Raw genomic sequence first — 18,854 nt, 5'->3', positions numbered from 1 at the left:
TCCAACCCTCACTGGTCCGCGGCGCGGGACTTGCCGAGCTTGGTGTCGATGAACGCGAACAGTTCCTCGTCGGAGTCCAGGCGCAGTTCCGCCTGGCTCTTCTCCGGTTCGCTCCACTGGGACAGGACGCGTTCCAGCCGGATGGCGATCTCGCCGCCCTTCTCGACCGCCCCCCGCTCGTCGTCGGTCATGGCGGCGAACCCCGCTTCGAGCTGCGCCAGCCGCTCCAGGATCGAGTCGGTGGCGGAGACCTCGCCGGACAGGCGCTCCACCAGGTGTTCGGTCAGCGCCGCCGGGGTGGCGCGGTCGAAGACGAGGGTCGCGGGCAGGCTGAGGCCGGTCGCGGCGTTGATCCGGTTGCGGAACTCGACGGCGCTGATGGAGTCGAATCCGGCTTCGCGGAACGCCCGGTGTTCCTCGACGGCGTCGGGGCGGGCGTGCCCCAGCACCGCGGCGGCGTTGGCCTTCACGGCCTCCAGCAGCACGCCGTACCAGGACGGCCGGGGGGCCTCCCGCAGCTGCCTCAGCAGCACCGACTGCTCCGGGGCCGCTTCGGGCAGAACCTCCACGAGATCTCTGGCCAGGGACGGCACCGCGCCCTCCGCCGGTGCGTGCCAGTCGGCCTCCGTCACGATGATCGACGTCTCGTCGTCGTCGAGGATGCGCCGCAGCGCGGCGATGGCCCGGTCCGGCGGCATCGAGCGGACTCCTCTGCGCCGCAGGGTCTCCTCCATGGCCACGCCGCCGATCCCGGCGCCGGCCCAGTGTCCCCAGGCGATCGAGGTGGCGGGCAGGCCGAGCGCCCGCCTCTGGTGGGCCAGCGCGTCGAGGGCGGCGTTCGCGGGCGCGTAGTTGCCCTGGCCGACGGAGCCGTAGGTGCCGGCGAAGGAGGAGAAGAGGACGAACGCCGACAGGTCGAGGTGGGCGGTCAGCTCGTGCAGGTGCCGCGCGCCCTGGACCTTCACCCGCCAGACGCGTTCCATCTGGGCGGGGGTCAGGGAGTCGATCAGGGCGTCGTCCAGCAGGGCCGCGGTGTGGATCACCGCGCCGAGCGGGAACTCGGCCGGGATCTCGTCCAGCACTCCCCGCAGCGCGTCCCGGTCGGCGAGGTCGCAGGCGACCACCGTGGCCAGGCAGCCGCGTTCCCCGAGCTGCCGCACCAGGTCGGCGGCGCCGGGTGCGCCGGTGCCGCGCCGGTTCAGCAGCAGCACACGTCCCACGCCGTTGTCGGCCAGCCAGCGGGCGACGTGCCCGCCCAGCGCGCCGGTGCCGCCCGAGATCAGGACGGTACGGTCGGCCGCCGACCACGAACGGACCGGTCTCCCGGCGGCCGGGGCGCGGGCCAGACGCCGGGCGAACACGCCGTCGGGCCGGATCGCCACCTCGTCCTCGTCACCGGCGACGACGGAGGTCAGGCGGGTGAGCGCCTTGTCGTCCAGGTTCTCCGGCAGGTCGACCAGGCCGCCCCACTGGTCGGGGCGCTCCATCCTGGCCACCGAGCCGAGCCCCCACGTCCCCGCCTGGGCGGGGTCCGCAGCCGCGCCTCGGGTCGCCCACCAGACCGGGGCCACCACGCCGGCGTCGGCCAGCGCCTGGACGAGCAGCAGAGGCCGCGCGGGGTAAACCTCCGTCGCCAGCGCCACCAGGGAGATCACGCCGGTGATCGGGGTCGTTCCGACCGCCTCGGCGATGTGTCCGGCCGTCGCCCGCCGGTCGGCGAGCGGCAGCACCAGGCGGACCGTCTTCCCGCCACGCCGCTCGACGGCGGCGGCCACGTCTCCGAGCAGCCCGTCTTCGGCCGTCACCACCAGCCAGGTGCCGTCCAGACGACCGGCGGGGAGTTCGCCCAGCCGCTTCCACGTCACCCGGTAGCGCCAGCCGTCCAGCACCGAATCGGTCCGCCGCCGGCCGTGCCACGACGCCAGCGCGGGCAGCACGGGGGTCAGGGCGGGGGCCTCGACGTCGAGCTGAGCCGCCAGGGTCTCGACGTCGGCGCTCTCGACCGCGTCCCAGAACGCGCGCTCGACCGGGTCTCCGGCCGACTGTTTGGGTGTCAGCCAGTAGCGCTGACGCTGGAAGGCGTAGGTGGGCAGTTCCACCCTGCGGGACGGCGTGCCCGCGAACACCGCGGGCCAGTCGACGTCCACGCCCCGGGTGAACAGTTCGCCCGCCGACTTCAGCAGGCGGGCCAGACCGCCGTCGTCGCGCCGCAGCGAGCCGACCGCCGTGACCGCCTCGACCGTCTCCTCGATCGCGGGCAGCAGCACCGGATGCGGGCTGACCTCGACGAACACCCGGTGGCCCGACTGCGCCGCGTGCTCCACGGCGTCCTGGAACCGGACCGTGCGCCGCAGGTTCTCGAACCAGTAGCCGGCGTCCATCGCGGTGCCGTCGACCGGGGCACCCGTCAGGGTCGAGATCACGGGTGTGTGGGCCGTTCGCGGCGTGACGGGGGCCAGGTCGGCCAGGAGCCGGTCGCGGAGCCGCTCCATCTCCGGCGAGTGCGACGCGTAGTCGACCGCGACCCGCCGGGCCCGGGCCCCGGCACCGGCGCAGCGTTCCAGCAGCTCGTCGAGGGCCGCAGCAGGGCCGGACACCACAATGGAGGCCGGGCCGTTCACCACCGCCACCGACACACCCTCGGGCAGCAGCTCCCGCGCCTCGGCCTCCGGCAGCATCACCGACACCATGCCGCCGCCACCGGCGATCTCCGCCAGCGCCCGGCTGCGCAGCGCCACCACCCGCGCGCCGTCTTCCAGCGACAGCGCGCCGGCCACCACGGCGGCGGCGATCTCGCCCTGCGAGTGCCCGATCACCGCCGCGGGCTCCACTCCCCACGATCGCCACACCGCCGCCAGCGACACCATCACGGCCCACAACACCGGCTGCACGACGTCGACCCGGGCCAGATCCTCATCCGGGACGTCCAAGAGCGACCAGGCCACGAACTCCGACAGCGCCCGGTCGCACTCCGCCATCGACTCCGCGAACACCGGCGACTCCGCCATCAGCGCGCGGGTCATCCCGGCCCACTGCGCGCCCTGACCGGGGAACACCCACACCACTTCGGTCGCGGCGCCCGCCGCGCCCTGCAGCACCCCGGCGGCCGGCATTCCCGCCGCCGCTGCCGCCAGGCCCTCGACCAGGGCGGCCCGGTCGTCGCCCACGATCACGGCGCGATGCTCCAGCGTCGCGCGGCTGCGGACCAGCGCCGCGCCCACCGACACGGCGTCCGCCCCGGAGGAGGCCGCCCATTCCGCCAGCCGGGCCGCCTGCGCGCGCAGTCCCTCGGCGTTCTTGGCCGACAGCACCCACGGCACCGCCGGCAGCGCCTGCGATTCCAGCTGTGCGGGGGCTTCGGGCGCCTGCTCCAGCACGACGTGGACATTCGTGCCGCTCATCCCGAACGACGACACGCCCGCCCGGCGCGGACTCCCGGTCAAGGGCCACGGCCGGGCCTCGGTCAGCAGTTCCACCGCGCCCGCCGACCAGTCGACGTGCGGGGTCGGCGCGTCGACGTGCAAGGTCGCGGGCAGCGTCCCGTGGCGGATCGCCTCGACCATCTTGATCACCCCGGCGACGCCCGCCGCCGCCTGCGTGTGGCCGATGTTCGACTTGACCGCGCCGATCCAGAGGGGAGTCTTCCGATCCTGTCCGTACGTCGCCAGCAGCGCCTGCGCCTCGATCGGGTCGCCCAGCCGGGTGCCGGTGCCGTGCGTCTCCACCGCGTCCACCTCGGAGGGAGCGAGCCGGGCGGCGGCCAGCGCCTGCCGGATCACCCGTTCCTGCGAGGGCCCGTTTGGCGCCGTGAGCCCGTTCGACGCGCCGTCCTGGTTGACCGCGCTGCCCCGGATCACCGCGAGCACCTCGTGCCCGAGCCGCTGCGCGTCGGAGAGCCGCTCCACCAGCAGGACGCCGACGCCCTCGCCCCAGCCGGTGCCGTCGGCCGCCGCCGCGAACGCCTTGCAGCGCCCGTCGGCGGCCAGCCCGCCCTGCCGGTCGAACTCGGCGAACACCTCCACCGTCGACATCACCGACACGCCTCCGGCCAGCGCCAGCTCGCACTCGCCGTTGCGCAGCGCCTGCACCGCCAGGTGCAGCGCCACCAGCGACGACGAGCACGCCGTGTCCACCGTCACGGCCGGACCTTCGAGCCCGTAGGCGTAGGCGAGGCGGCCGGAGATCACGCTGGCGCTGGTGCCGGTGGCGACGTGCCCCTCCGCGCTCTCGGCCGAGGCGAGGGCGAGCAGGCTGTAGTCCTGTCCGTTGGTGCCCATGAACACGCCGGTACGGCTGCCGCGCAGCGACCGCGGACTGACGCCCGCCGTCTCGAACGTCTCCCAGGCGACCTCCAGAAGGAGCCGCTGCTGCGGATCCATGACCGTCGCCTCACGCGGGCTGATGCCGAACAGGTCGGCGTCGAACTCGTGGGCGTCCGCGATGAACCCGCCCTGACGGCGGTAGCCCTTGCCGTCGTCGAGCCAGCCCCGGTCGGCCGGGAAGTCGCCGATCGCGTCGGTCCCCTCCGCCAGCAGCCGCCACAGGTCGCCGGGCGAGCGGACGTCGCCGGGGAAACGGCACCCCATGCCGACGATCGCGACGGGCTCCTGGGCCCGCTCCTCGAGGTCGGCGATGCGGCGGCGGGCCTGGCGCAGCTCGGTGGTCATCCATTTCAGATGCGCGAGCAGCTTCTCGTCATCAGCCACAGTTCTCTCCTGTCTCGAAACGGGTCACGACGCCGGTCAGGCCGGGCCCCCGAATTCCTTCTGAATGAGGTCGAGGACCTCGTCGGCGCTGGCGCCGACGAGCACGTCGTCCAGCGCGTCGTCCCGTCGCTCCACCTGGGTGGCGGCGAACCGGGCCAGCAGTCCCTGCAGCCGGGCGGCGATGTCCGCCCGCTCGTTCTCGCTCGGCGTGAGCCGCAGCAGCCCGGCCTCCAGCCGGTCGATCTCGGCCGCCACCTGCTGCGGCCCGTGCGCCTCCTCCGGCAGCAGCGCCCGGCTCAGGTAGGCGGTGAGCGAGGCGGGCGTCGGATGGTCGAACACGAGCGTGGCCGGCAGGTTGAGGCCCGTCTCGTGGTGCAGGAGGTTGCGGTACTGCACGCTGGTGAGCGAGTCGAACCCGAGATCCCGGAACGCCTGCTCCGGCGCGACCGCGTCGACGCCCCGGTAGCCGAGGATCACCGCCGCCCGGCCCCGCACGATGTCGAGGAGCACCCGCTGCCGCCGCGAGGCCGGCACCGCCGCGAGCTTCGCCCGCAGCGCGGAACCCTGATCGGCCGTGTCCGCCTCCGGTGCGGCGACCGCCGTCCCCGCCAGGTCCCGCATGAGCGGGCTCGGCCGGGTCCCCGCGAAGGCGGGCCCGAACGTCGGCCAGTCGATGTCCGCGATGACCTGGTTCGCCGTATCGTCGCCGAGGGCTCGGACGAACGCCCGCACCGCCGCCCCCGGCTCCATCGCCGCCACACCGCTCCGGCGCAGCCGTTCCATCACGGTCCGGTCGGTGGCCATGCCCTCCTGTGCCCAGGGGCCCCAGGCCACCGAGACGCCGGGGAGACCCTGCTCGCGTCGCCGGACCGCCCAGGCGTCGAGGTGGGCGTTGGCCGCCGCGTAGTTTCCTTGACCGGCGTTGCCCACCGTTCCCGCCAGCGACGAGAACGCCACGAAGAAGTCGAGCTCGATGCCCCGGGTCAGGTCGTCGAGATGCGTCAGCCCCGTCACCTTGGCCGCCAGGACCTTGTCGAACCGCTCCGGCGTCAGCGCGTCGAGCGTGCCGTCGTCCAGCACCCCCGCCGCGTGCACCACGCCTGTGAGCGGCAGCTCCGCAGGAATTTCGGCCAGCAACGAGGCCAAGGCGTCCCGGTCGGCGATGTCGCATGCGGCGACCGTGACCCGGGCGCCCAGCGCGGTCAGTTCGGCCGCCAACTCGGGGGCACCATCGGCGACCAGGCCGCGTCGCCCGGTCAGCACCAGGTGCGCGACACCGCTCTCCGCCAGCTTGCGGGCGACGACCGCGCCCAGCGCACCGGTGCCACCCGTGATGAGCACCGTGCCGGGGCGTGACGGCGACCACGGAGCGCCGGAGTCGTCGGCCGCCCGCACGAGCCTGCGGCCGTACACACCCGAGGCGCGTACCGCCACCTGGTCCTCACCGGTCGTGCCGCCGAGCACCGCCGCCAGCGCCGACAGATCCGTCGTACCCGGCAGGTCGATCAGGCCGCCCCAGCGCTGCGGGTGCTCCAGCGCGGCGACCCGGCCAAGCCCCCACACCTGCGCCTGGACCGGGCTGGTCAGGATGTCCCCCGGGCCTGCCTGGACGGCTCCGCAGGTCAACGCCCACAGCGGCGCTTTCAGGTCCGCGTCGCCGAGGGCCTGTAGCACCGCCAGGGTGACGGCCACGGAGGGATCGCCGGCGAGCACCACGGTTCCGGCCAGGTCGGATACGCCGTCCATCGCGGTCAGCAGGCGGGCGGTGACCGAGGATCTGTCGAAATCATCCAGGACGACGTCGACGACGTCCGCGCCGGCGGCGCGGATGGCAGCGCGCACTCCTTCGGTCAGGTCCGCGTCGGCGCTCTCCGGGACGACCAGCAGCCAGGTGCCGTCCAGCCCAGCGGCCGGGACCGGCACCGGCTTCCACTCGATCCGGTAGCGCCAGGTGTCGAGCGCCGAGTCCTGGCGGCGACGTCTGCGCCATGTGGAGAGGGCGGGCAGCAGGGTCTCGACGGCTTCCGGCCCGGTGTCGAGGGTGTGGGCCAGTTCGCCGAGGTCCTCGCGTTCGACCGCGTCCCAGAAGCGGGATTCGACCACGTCGCCGGGGATGACCGCGGGCACCGGCCGGGGCCAGAACCGCTGCCGCCGGAAGGCGTAGGTCGGCAGGGTCACCCGGCGACCGCCGGGCAGGACCGCCGGCCAGTCGACCTCGGCGCCGGACGTCCACACCTGGGCGAGCGCCGTCAGCGCCGTCTCCACCTCGTCGCGGTCGCGGCGCATCAGCGGCGCGAACACGCCTTCTGCCGACTGCTGCGCCATCGCGGAGAGCACGCTGTCGGGGCCGAGTTCGACGAACCGGGTCACACCCTGGTCGCGCAGGTGGGTGACGCCGTCGGCGAACCGGACGGTTTCGCGCACCTGGCGGACCCAGTAGCCGGGCGTGGTCATGTCGGCGGACACGATGGGGATCTGCGGTTCGGCGAAGGTCAGTGTGGTCAGGACCTGGGCGAATTCGTCCAGCATCGGTTCCATGAGCCGTGAGTGGAACGCGTGCGAGACCTTCAGCCGGGTGTGCTTGAAGCCACGCGTGGTCCATTCCTCGATGACGTCGGCGTCGCCGGAGATGACCACGGAGTCGGGGCTGTTGATCGCGGCGATGTCGATACGGTCATCGACGATCTGGTCTTCAGTGGCCTGGAGCGCGAGCATCGCGCCGCCCGCCGGGAGCGCCTGCATCAGGCGGCCTCGGGCGGCCACGAGGGTGCAGGCGTCGTCCAGGGACAGAATCCCCGCGCAGTGGGCTGCGGCGACCTCGCCGATCGAGTGGCCCAGCAGGTAGTCCGGGGTCACGCCGAGCGACTCCAAGAGCCGGAACGACGCCACCTCGATGGCGAAGAGGCCGGCCTGTGTGTAGACGGTCTGGTCGAGGTCGGTGCCGTCGAGGATGACGTCCCGGATCGGCCGGTCGAGCAGGAGGTCGAGAGCTGCGCAGACGGCGTCGAAGGCGTCGGCGAACACGGGGAACCGGGCATACAGACCGCGTCCCATCCCGGCCCGCTGGGAACCCTGGCCGGTGAACAGGAACGCCGTCCGGCCTTCGGCAGCGGTACCGGCGACCACGCCCGTCGCGGGTTCGCCCGCGGCGAGAGCGTCCAGTCCGGAGAGCAGCTCCTCGTGATCGCCGCCGATGATCACCCCGCGCTGGGTCAGAGCCGCCCGGGTCGTGGCGAGCGACCAGGCGACGTCCACCGGCGGCAGGTCCCGAACCGCTCCCCGCAAGCGCTCGGCCTGCGCCGCCAGCGCCTCGGCCGACCGGCCGGACACCAGCCACGGCACGAGGCCCTCCGTAACCGAAGCGGAGACGGGGGCGGGCTCGCCCTGCTCGATGATCACGTGGGCATTGGTGCCGCTGACACCGAACGAGGAGACGCCCACCCGGCGCGGCCGGTCCGCCGACGGCCACGGCATCGCCTCGGTCAGCAGTTCCACCGCGCCCATCGACCAGTCGACCTGCGGGGTCGGCTCGTCCACGTGCAGCGTCGGCGGCAGCACACCGTGCCGCATCGCCTCCACCATCTTGATCACCCCGGCCACACCGGCGGCCGCCTGCGTGTGACCGATGTTCGACTTCACCGAGCCCAGCCACAGCGGCCGGTCCCGGTCCTGGCCGTAGGTCGCGAGCAGCGCCTGGGCCTCGATCGGGTCGCCCAGGCGGGTGCCGGTGCCGTGCGCCTCGACGGCGTCCACCTCATCGGCGGAGACCCCGGCGTTGGCCAGCGCCTGCCGGATGACCCGCTCCTGCGAGGGGCCGTTGGGGGCGGTGAGCCCGTTGGACGCGCCGTCCTGGTTGACCGCGCTCCCCCGCACCACCGCCAGGACCTCGTGCCCGAGCCGCCGCGCGTCGGAAAGCCGCTCCACGAGCAGCACGCCGACGCCCTCGCCCCAGCCGGTGCCGTCGGCCGTCGCCGCGAACGCCTTGCAGCGCCCGTCGGCGGACAGCCCGCCCTGCCGGTCGAACTCGGCGAACGCCCCTGAGGTCGACATGACCGTCACGCCGCCCGCCAAAGCCATGTCGCACTCGCCCCGCCGCAGCGCCTGGACGGCGAGATGCAGCGCCACCAGCGACGACGAACAGGCGGTGTCGACGGTCATCGCGGGCCCTTCGAGCCCGAACGTGTAGGCCAGCCGGCCGGACAGCACCGCCGCCGCGTTGCCGGTCAGCACGTGCCCTTCGACCGGTTCGCCGGAGGCGGCCAGCAGTGTGCCGTAGTCCTGGCCGTTGGTGCCGGCGAAGACGCCGACCGAGGTCCCGCGCACCGAACGCGGATCCACCCCGGCCGACTCGAACGTCTCCCAGGCGGCCTCCAGCAGCAGGCGCTGCTGCGGGTCCATCGCCAGCGCCTCACGCGGCGAGATCCCGAACAGGCCCGCGTCGAAATCGGCCGCGTCATGGACGAACCCGCCGACCCGCGCGTAACCCGCGTCGGCGTCCACCGGCCAGCCTCGGTCGGTCGGGAACGCCGACAGGCCGTCGAGTCCACCGGCCACCATCCGCCACAGCTCCGCCGGGCTGGTCACCCCGCCGGGGAACCGGCAGCTCATCCCGACGATCGCGATCGGCTCGTCCGGCTGACCGGTCGCGGTCGCCGCCTGGGTCGCCGGGACCGTGCCGCCCGACAGCAGACCGAGGAGATGGTCGGTGAGCCGGGCCGGGGTCGGGTGGTCGAAGACCAGCGTCGCCGGCAGCCGCAGCTTGGTCTCGGCGTTGAGCCGGTTGCGGAACTCCACCGCCATCAGCGAGTCGAAGCCCAGCTCGCGGAACGCCTGTGCGGGCGCGATCGCCTGGCCGGAGTCGTGCCCGAGCACAGCGGCGGCGAGGGTGCGGAGCGCGTCGAGCAGCAGTTGCCTGCGCTGACCGGCCGGCGCGGCCGTCAGCTCCGCCCACAGCCGCGAGCCGTTGTCGTCACCTGTGGGGCCGGGCCGGGCCGCCGCCTCGGGGAGGTCGGCGAGCAGGGCGCTCGGCCGGGCTCCGGTGAACCCGTCGAGGAAGCGCGGCCAGTCGATGTCCGCGACGGCCACGGTCGTCTCGTCGTGGTCGACGGCCGTGGCCATGGCCCTGATCGCCACCGCCGGGTCCATCGGCACCACGCCGCCGCGCCGCAGCCGTTCGACGACCACCTGATCGGTGGCCAGGCCGCTTTCCGCCCAGGCGCCCCAAGCGATCGACAGGCCGGGCAGCCCGTGGTCGCGGCGGCGCTGGATCCACGCGTCCGCGAACGCGTTCCCGGCCGCGTAGTTGCCCTGACCCGCGCTGCCGACCACACCCGAAAGCGAGGAGAACACCACGAACAGGTCGAGGTCGTGTCCGGCGGTGAGCTCGTCCAGGATCATCAGTCCGGTCGCCTTCGTCGCCACCACTCCGGCGAAGCGCTCCGGCGTCAGGGCGTCGAGCATGCCGTCGTCCAGGACTCCCGCCGCGTGGACGACGCCGGTCAGCGTCGGGATCTCGGCCAGCACCGCGGCGACCGCGTCCCTGTCGGTCACGTCGCAGGCCGCGACGGTGACTCGGGTACCGAGGGCGGCCAGGTCGGCGACCAGTTCCGGGGCCGCCACACCCCCGCGGCTCATCAGCACGACATGGGGCACGCCGCGTTCGGCCAGCCACCTGGCCGTCACCGCGCCCAGCGCGCCGGTGCCACCGGTCACCAGGACCGTGCCCTGCGTCGTCCACGACCGGGATCGGCCCGAGGGCAGCGGCGCACGCGCCAGCCTGCGGCCGTAGACACCCGAGGCGCGCACCGCGACCTGGTCCTCGTCACCGGTCAGGACCGCGACGAGCCGCTGTCCGGCCCGCTCGTCGACCACGGGCGGCAGGTCGATCAGGCCGCCCCAGCGGTCGGGATACTCCAGCGCGGCCACCCGGCCGAGCCCCCAGATCTGGGCCCGCGCGGGATCCGTCAGCGGGTCGGACCTGCCGACCGACACCGCGCCGGTCGTCACCGCCCACAGCGGAACCGAGTCGTCCAGGGCCCGCAGGACACTCAGCGTCGTCATCGCATCGGCGAGCGAGAGCACACCGGCCAGGTCTCCGCTCTCACGGATCCGCCCGGCCAAGAGATCGCCGTCGGCGGCCAGCTCCACGACCTCGGCGCCGGCGGCGCGCAACGCCGCCCCGACTCCGTCGGCGGAAGGTCCGCCTTCGCCGGTGACCAGCAGCCACCTGCCGCCGAGTGCCCCGGCGCGCAGGCCGGTCAGCGGCTTCCAGGTGACCCGGTAGCGCCACGAGTCCATGGCCGCGTCCAGACGGCGGCGGTTGCGCCAGGAGGACAGCGCGGGAAGCACCGACCGCAGCGACCCGTCGGCCTCCAGGTCCAGGGTCGCGGAGAGTTCGGCCAGGTCGTTGCGGTCGACCGCGTCCCAGAACCGCGCCTCGACTGGATCGGCCTGCGTCTCGGGAGTCGCGGCTTCCAGCCAGAAGTGTTCGTGCTGGAAGGCGTAAGTCGGCAGGTCGACGCGTCGCCCACCAGTCAGGAACCCGGTGAAATCGACGTCGACTCCCGCACACCAGGCTTCGGCCAACGAGGCCAGGAACCTGTCCTGGCCGCCGTCGTTGCGCCGCAGAGTGCCTAACGTGACTGCTTCCTCCGCTGTCTCCTGTACGCCGATCGTCAGCACCGGATGCGGGCTGCATTCCACGAACACGGACCGGCCGTCCGCGACCAACGCCCGGGTCGCCTGCTCGAACTGCACCGGAGAACGAAGGTTCTGATACCAGTAAGCGGCGTCCATGATCGTCGTGTCGATCGGGGCACCGGTCACCGTCGAGTAGATCGGAACCGCCGAACTCACCGGCGAGATCGGGGCCAGCACAGCCAGGATCTCTTCGCGGATCAGCTCCACCTGAGGTGAATGCGACGCATAGTCCACCGGAATCCGGCGAGCCCGGATGCCACGCGACTCACACTCGGCGAGCAGGTCTTCCAGCGCTTGAGGCGTGCCGGCGACCACGGTCGACGACGGTCCGTTGAAGGCCGCGACCCCGTTCGGGAACAAGGCCTCCACCTGCTCATGGCCGGCCGCGACGGAGACCATCCCGCCACCACCTGCCAGCGCGATCAGCGTCTTGCTCCGCAGCGCGACCACGCGGGCACCGTCTTCCAGCGACAGCGCACCCGCCACGACCGCGGCGGCGATCTCACCCTGCGAGTGCCCGATAACCGCCGAGGGATGGACACCGTGTGCCCGCCACGTCGCCGCCAGCGAGACCATCACCGCCCACAGAACAGGCTGAACCACGTCCACCCGATCGAGGCCCGTGCCGTCGCGCAGCACTTCGCTGAGAGACCAGTCCACGAACTCGGAGAGAGCCGTTTCGCATTCGGCCAGCCGCTCGCTGAACACCGGGGAGGTGTCGAGAAGACCCTGCGCCATGCCTATCCACTGCGACCCCTGACCGGGGAAGACGAACACCACACCACCGGCCTTGATACTTCCCTGCACCAAGTTGGGTGCGGACACCCCACCGGCCAACGCGCTCAGCCCGGCCAGCAACGCCTCGCGCTCTGACCCGAACACAACCGCCCGATGCTCCATGGCAGCACGCGCCAACAGCGAGTGACCCACATCCACCGACGCCAGGTCCACGACCGGCCCGCTCAGCCGCTCGGCCTGCGCCCTGAGAGCCTGCTCCGACCGACCGGACACCAACCAAGGCACCGGCCCGGCAAGCTCCCGGTCATCCGACACGGAACCCGGCCTCGCGAGCTCGGCATCATCCGAGGTCCGGACCGGCTTCGCGTGCTTTGCGCCAAGGGAGACCGGGGCCGGGTCGCCCTGTTCGATCACCACGTGCGCGTTGGTGCCGCTGATCCCGAACGACGACACGCCCGCCCGGCGCGGTCTCTCGGTCGAAGGCCACGGCCGGGCCTCGGTCAGCAGCTCGACGGCTCCGACCGACCAGTCGACGTGCGGCGAGGGCGCGTCCACGTGCAACGTCGCGGGCAGCACACCGTGCCGCATCGCCTGGACCATCTTGATCACACCGGCCACACCAGCAGCCGCCTGCGTGTGCCCGATGTTGGACTTGATCGAACCCAGCCAGAGCGGCTCCCGCCGGTCCTGACCGTAGGTGGCCAGCAACGCCTGGGCCTCGATCGGATCGCCGAGCTTGGTGCCGGTGCCGTGCGCCTCCACCACGTCCACATCGGCGGTTCCGAGGCGGGCGTTGGCCAGTGCCTGGCGGATGACCCGCTCCTGCGAAGGACCGTTCGGCGCGGTCAGACCGTTGGACGCGCCGTCCTGGTTGACCGCGCTCCCCCGCACCACCGCGAGAACCTGATGGCCGTTGCGCCGGGCGTCGGACAGCCGTTCCAGCACGAGCAGGCCGACGCCCTCCGACCACCCGCTGCCGTCGGCCGCCGCCGCGAACGCCTTGCAGCGGCCGTCCGAGGCGAGCCCGCCCTGCCTGCTGAACTCGGTGAACACGGCGGGCGTGGCGAGCACGGTCACACCGCCGGCCAGCGCCAGATCGCACTCACCGGTACGCAGCGCCTGGGCCGCCCAGTGCAGCGCCACCAGGGACGACGAGCACGCCGTGTCGACGGTCACCGCCGGACCCTCAAGACCGAACGTGTAGGCCACCCGTCCGGACGCGACGCTGCCCGCGTTCCCGGTGCCGAGGAAGCCCTTGACCTCGTCGGGCACCTCTCCTGCCCCGGTCGCGTAGTCGTGGTACATCAGGCCCGCGTACACGCCGGTCCGGCTGCCGCGCAGCGAGACCGGGTTGAGGCCCGCCGACTCGAACGCCTCCCAGGACGCCTCCAGCAGCAGCCGCTGCTGCGGGTCCATCGCCAGCGCCTCGCGCGGCGAGATCCCGAACAGCCCGGCGTCGAACCCGGCCGCGTCGTGCAGGAAGCCACCCTCGAAGACCGAGGCGCCGTCCTCACCGGCGTACACCTGGCCGATCTCCCAGCCGCGATCGGACGGGAAGGCCCCGATCCCGTCGCCGCCTGCGGCCAGCAGTTCCCAGAGCTGCTCGGGACTGCCGACCCCGCCGGGATACCGGCAGCTCATCCCCACGATCGCGATGGGCTCGTCCACGGCGGCCGGCGCCGAGGTCACGACCGGTGCGGGCACCTGCCGTCCGGTCACCTCGTCGCGGAGGAACTCGGCCAGCACGGCCGGGGTGGGGTAGTCGAACACCAGCGTCGCGGGCAGCCGCAGGTCGGTGACGTCCTGGAGCCGGTTCCGCAGCCGGACGGCGAGCAGCGAGTCGAACCCGAGCTCCTTGAAGGCGCGGGTCGGCCCGATCGCGGTCGCGGTCGCGTGTCCGAGGACGGTGGCCACTTCGGCGGCGACCATCTCGGCGACCACCCGGACCTGCTCGGCGGCGGGCAGCGCGGCCAGCCGCCGGGCGAGCGTCCCATGACCGGTCTCCCCCGCCGCGCGCCGCAGGCCCGGCCGGACCAGCGCGCGCAGCAGCGGCGGCACGTCACCCGACGGGTCGGCGGTGAGCCGCAGGCGGATCGGCAGCACGTGGGGCCGGTCGGATCCGGCGCTCGCGTCGAACAGCGCGAGCCCTTCGGCGTCGCTCAGCAGCGCGCTCGTGCGGCCGACCCGGGCCACCTCGCCCTCGGACAGGTGGCCGGTCATCCCGCTCGCGCTCGCCCACAGTCCCCAGCCCAGCGACACGGCCGGCAGGCCCGCCGCCCGGCGTCGCGCCGCCAGCCCGTCGAGCACCGCGTTCGCGGCGGCGTAGGCCGCCTGCCCGCCGGGGCCGAACGTGCCCGCCGCCGAGGAGAACAGCACGAACATGCTCAGCTCGCGGCCTGCGGTCAGGTCGTGCAGGTTCAGCGCCGCGTCGATCTTCGGGCGGAGCACCCGGGCCAGCCGGTCGGGGGTGTACGCGGTGATCGTGCCGTCGTCCAGCACCCCGGCCGCGTGGATCACACCCGTCACCGGGTGAGCGTCGAGCACGGCCGCCAGCGCGGCCCGGTCGGCGGCGTCGCACGCCACCACCGTCGCTTCGGCCCCCAAAGTACGCAGGTCGTCGACCAGCTCGGCCGCGCCGGGGCTGTCCATTCCCCGGCGGCTGAGCAGCACGAGCCGCCGCACGCCGTGCCGGTCGGCCAGATGCCGGGCGATCAGGCGGCCCAGCGTCCCGGTGCCACCGGTGATCAGCACGCTGTCGGGCGCGCCGGCCAGGGGTGCCGCCGGGGTGCGGACCAGTCTCGGCGCCAGGATCTCGCCGCCGCGCACCGCCGTCTGCGGCTCCGGCCCGACCGCTTGGGGCCAGAACTCCGTCTCGTCACGGTCGACCAGCACGAACCTGTCCGGATGCTCCGACTGCGCCGACCGCACCAGCCCCCAGACCGCCGCCCCAGCCAGGTCGCCGGCCTCGCGGACCGCTCCCCGGGTGAGCACGACCAGGCGGGACGCGGCCAGCCGATCGTCGGCCAGCCACTCCTGCAGGATCCCCAGCACCCGGGCGGTCTCACCGCCGGACACGGGCAGCACCACGACCTCCGGTGCCTGCGTGCCCTCGTCCAGCCTGGCCCGCACAGCGGACAGATCCGCGTCATCACTGCTGAGCAGCACCCAGCCGGCGGTCGAAACGGAGCCTGAAGGCGGCACCGGCACCCAGTCGACGGCGAACAGGGCGTCGTCGACGGCGGTCTCCCCGGCCCGCTCCAGCGTCTCTGGCGTGATCTCCCGCGTGGTCAGCGAGCCGATCGTGACCACCGGCGCACCGGTGGGGTCGGCGGCGCGCAGCGTGAGCCCGCCGGGCCCGCCGGTCAGCGCGACGCGCAGCACCGTCGCACCGGTGGCGTGCAGGGACACCCCGCTCCACGCGAACGGCAACCGTGTCCCGGTGCCACCGTGGAGGACGGCGGCGTGCAGGGCGGCGTCCAAGAGAGCGGGGTGCAGCCCGAACCCGGCCGGCTCCACTCCCGAGGGAAGCTCCACCTCGGCGTAGACCGTCTCGCCGTCCTGCCAGACCGCGCGCAGCCCCTGGAAGGCCGGGCCGTAGCCGTAACCGGACTCCGCCAGGTCGTCGTAGAACCGGCCGGACTCCACCGGCCGCGCGCCGGGCGGCGGCCAGGCGGCGAGGTCGAATCCGGCGGGCGGCGCGTCCACGTCGAGCACACCGGTCGCGTGGCAGATCCACGGCCCCGCGCCTTCGACCCGGGAGAACACCTCCACCGTGCGGTCGACGCCGACGTTCACCCGCACGTCCACGCCGCCCTGCGCGGGCAGGACCAGCGGCGCCTGCAGCACGAGTTCGCGCACCAGATCGCATCCGGCCTGCGCACCGGCCCGCAGCGCCATCTCCACCAGCGCGGCTCCCGGCACCAGCACCCGGCCGAGCACCTCGTGATCGGCCAGCCAGGGCTGCCCCGCCGACGACAGCCGCCCGGTGAGCACCACTCCGCCATCCGTCAACGGCACCGCCGCACCGAGCAGCGGATGCCCCGCCGTCACCTGACCCACGGACGCGACATCCCGCGCCGCGACCGGCTTCGGCCAGAAGCGTTCGTGCTGGAAGGCGTAAGTCGGCAGGTCGACTCGTCGCCCACCCGGCAGGAACCCGGTGAAGTCGACATCAACGCCCGCACACCAGACTTCGGCCAGCGACGCCAGGAACCTGTCCGCGCCGCCATCGTTGCGCCGCAGCGTGCCTACCGTGACCGCTTCTTCCGCTGTCTCCTGTACGCCGATCGTCAGCACCGGATGAGGGCTGCATTCCACGAAAACGGACCGGCCATCGGCCACCAACGCCCGGGTCGCCTGCTCGAACTGCACCGGAGAACGGAGATTCTGATACCAGTAGGCGGCATCCATGATCGTCGTGTCGATCGGCGCACCGGTCACCGTCGAATAGATCGGAACCGCCGAACCCACTGGGGAGATCGGAGCCAACACAGCCAAGATCTCTTCGCGGATCAGCTCCACCTGAGGTGAGTGCGAGGCGTAGTCCACCGGAATCCGGCGAGCCCGAATCCCCCGGGCTTCACATTCGGCGATCAGGTCTTCCAGCGCCTGCGGCGTGCCGGCAACCACCGTCGACGACGGTCCGTTGAAGGCCGCGATCCCGTTCGGGAACAGGGCCTCCACCTGCTCATGTCCGGCCGCGACGGAGACCATGCCGCCACCACCTGCCAGCGCGATCAGCGCCTTACTCCGCAGTGCCACCACACGGGCGCCGTCTTCCAGCGAGAGCGCACCCGCCACGACAGCGGCGGCGATCTCACCCTGCGAGTGCCCGATAACCGCTGAGGGATGGACGCCATGTGCCCGCCACGTCGCGGCCAGCGAAACCATCACCGCCCACAACGTCGGCTGAACCACGTCGACGCGATCCAGGCCCGTGCCATCCCGGAGCACTTCGGTCAGTGACCAGTCCACGAACTCCGACAGCGCCGTTTCGCACTCGGCCAGCCGCTCCCGGAACACCGGAGACGCGTCGAGAAGACCCTGCGCCATGCCTATCCACTGCGATCCCTGACCAGGGAAGACGAACACCACGCCACCGGCCCGGGAGCTCCCCCGCACCACGTTCGGCGCGGATTCACCCGCGGCCAGCGACCGTAGCCCGGCCCGCAACGCCTCACGCTCGGACCCGAACACAACCGCCCGACGCTCCATGGCGGCCCGCGCCAGCAGCGAGTGGCCGATATCCACCGATGCCAGGTCCGCGACCGGCTCGAGCAGCCGCTCGGCCTGCGCCTTCAGCGCCTGCTCCGACCGACCGGACACCAACCACGGCACCGGCACGGCGAACTCTCGGTCATCCGGGGCCGGGGCCGGGTCACCCTGCTCGATCACCACGTGCGCGTTGGTGCCGCTCATCCCGAACGAGGACACACCCGCCCGGCGCGGCCTCTCGGCCGAGGGCCAGGGCCGGGCCTCGGTCAGCAGTTCCACCGCGCCGCCGGACCAGTCCACGTGCGAGGTCGGCTCGTCCACGTGCAGTGTCGGCGGCAGCACGCCGTGCCGCATCGCCTGGACCATCTTGATCACACCCGCCACACCCGCGGCGGCCTGCGTGTGCCCGATGTTCGACTTCACCGAGCCCAGCCACAAAGGCCGATCCCGCTCCTGGCCGTAAGTGGCCAGCAGAGCTTGGGCCTCGATCGGGTCGCCCAGCCGGGTCCCGGTGCCGTGCGCCTCCACGATGTCGACGTCCGACGGCTGGAGCCGGGCGTTGGCCAGCGCCTGGCGGATCACCCGCTCCTGCGACGGCCCGTTCGGCGCGGTGAGACCGTTCGACGCGCCGTCCTGGTTGATCGCGCTGCCGCGCACCACCGCGAGCACCGTGTGCCTGTTGCGCTCGGCGTCCGAGAGTCGTTCCAGCACCAGCAGGCCGACGCCTTCTGACCAGCCCGTGCCGTCCGCCGCGTCGGCGAAGGGCTTGCAGCGCCCGTCCGCGGCGACGCCGCCCTGCCTGCTGAACTCGGCGAAGATGCTCGGGTTGGCCAGCACCGTGACGCCGCCCGCGAGCGCCATCGCGCACTCGCCGCTCCGCAGCGCTTGAGCCGCCCAGTGCAGCGCCACCAGCGAGGACGAGCAGGCGGTGTCCACCGTCACGGCCGGACCTTCGAGCCCGAACGAGTACGCCACCCGTCCGGAGATCACGCTGTTCGAGGTGCCCGCCAGCACGTGTCCTTCGGCGCTCACCGACAGGTCGGTGCCGATCCCGTAGAACGACGTCCCCGCTCCCAGGAACACGCCCACGGACGCGCCGGGCAGCCCCGTCGGGTCGATGCCCGCCGATTCGAAGGCCTCCCACGCGGCCTCCAGGGACAACCGCTGCTGCGGGTCCATGGCCAGCGCCTCACGGGGTGAGATGCCGAACAGCTCGGCGTCGAACCGGGTCGCGTCCGGGAGGAATCCGCCGCGCAACGCGTAGGGGGCGTCCGCGACCTCGGCCTCCCAGCCTCGGTCGGCGGGGAAGTCGGTCATCCCGTCGGCGCCGGCCGCGACCAGGTCCCACAGTCGTTCCGGGCTGTCGGCGCCGCCGGGCAGGCGGCAGCTCATGCCCACGATGACGATCGGATCGTCGTCCACGGGGACGGAGGCGGCCACCACCGCGACCGGGGCGTCCCGGTCGCCGAGCAGTTCGCCGCGCAGATACTCGGCCAG

General features: G+C 73.1%; 2 protein-coding genes (1 of these 2 running past the window's edge). Both read right to left on the bottom strand.

Annotated elements, in window-relative coordinates:
* Positions 1–8 precede the first annotated feature (8 nt).
* Complete coding sequence (locus tag AW272_RS45665) at positions 9–4,706, bottom strand: type I polyketide synthase (protein ID WP_157518708.1); 4,698 nt, start codon at positions 4,704–4,706, stop codon at positions 9–11.
* A 36-nt stretch (positions 4,707–4,742) separates the two neighbouring features.
* Positions 4,743–18,854, bottom strand: partial view of a type I polyketide synthase gene (locus AW272_RS45185; protein WP_157518707.1) — the final stretch only. 18,786 nt of this gene lie beyond the right edge of the window; only the last 14,112 of its 32,898 coding nucleotides appear in the window; its start codon lies beyond the right edge, outside the window; its stop codon occupies positions 4,743–4,745.

Source organism: Herbidospora mongoliensis (assembly GCF_001570545.1).
GTDB lineage: Bacteria > Actinomycetota > Actinomycetes > Streptosporangiales > Streptosporangiaceae > Herbidospora > Herbidospora mongoliensis.
This window is presented reverse-complemented; position numbering and strand designations above follow the sequence as displayed.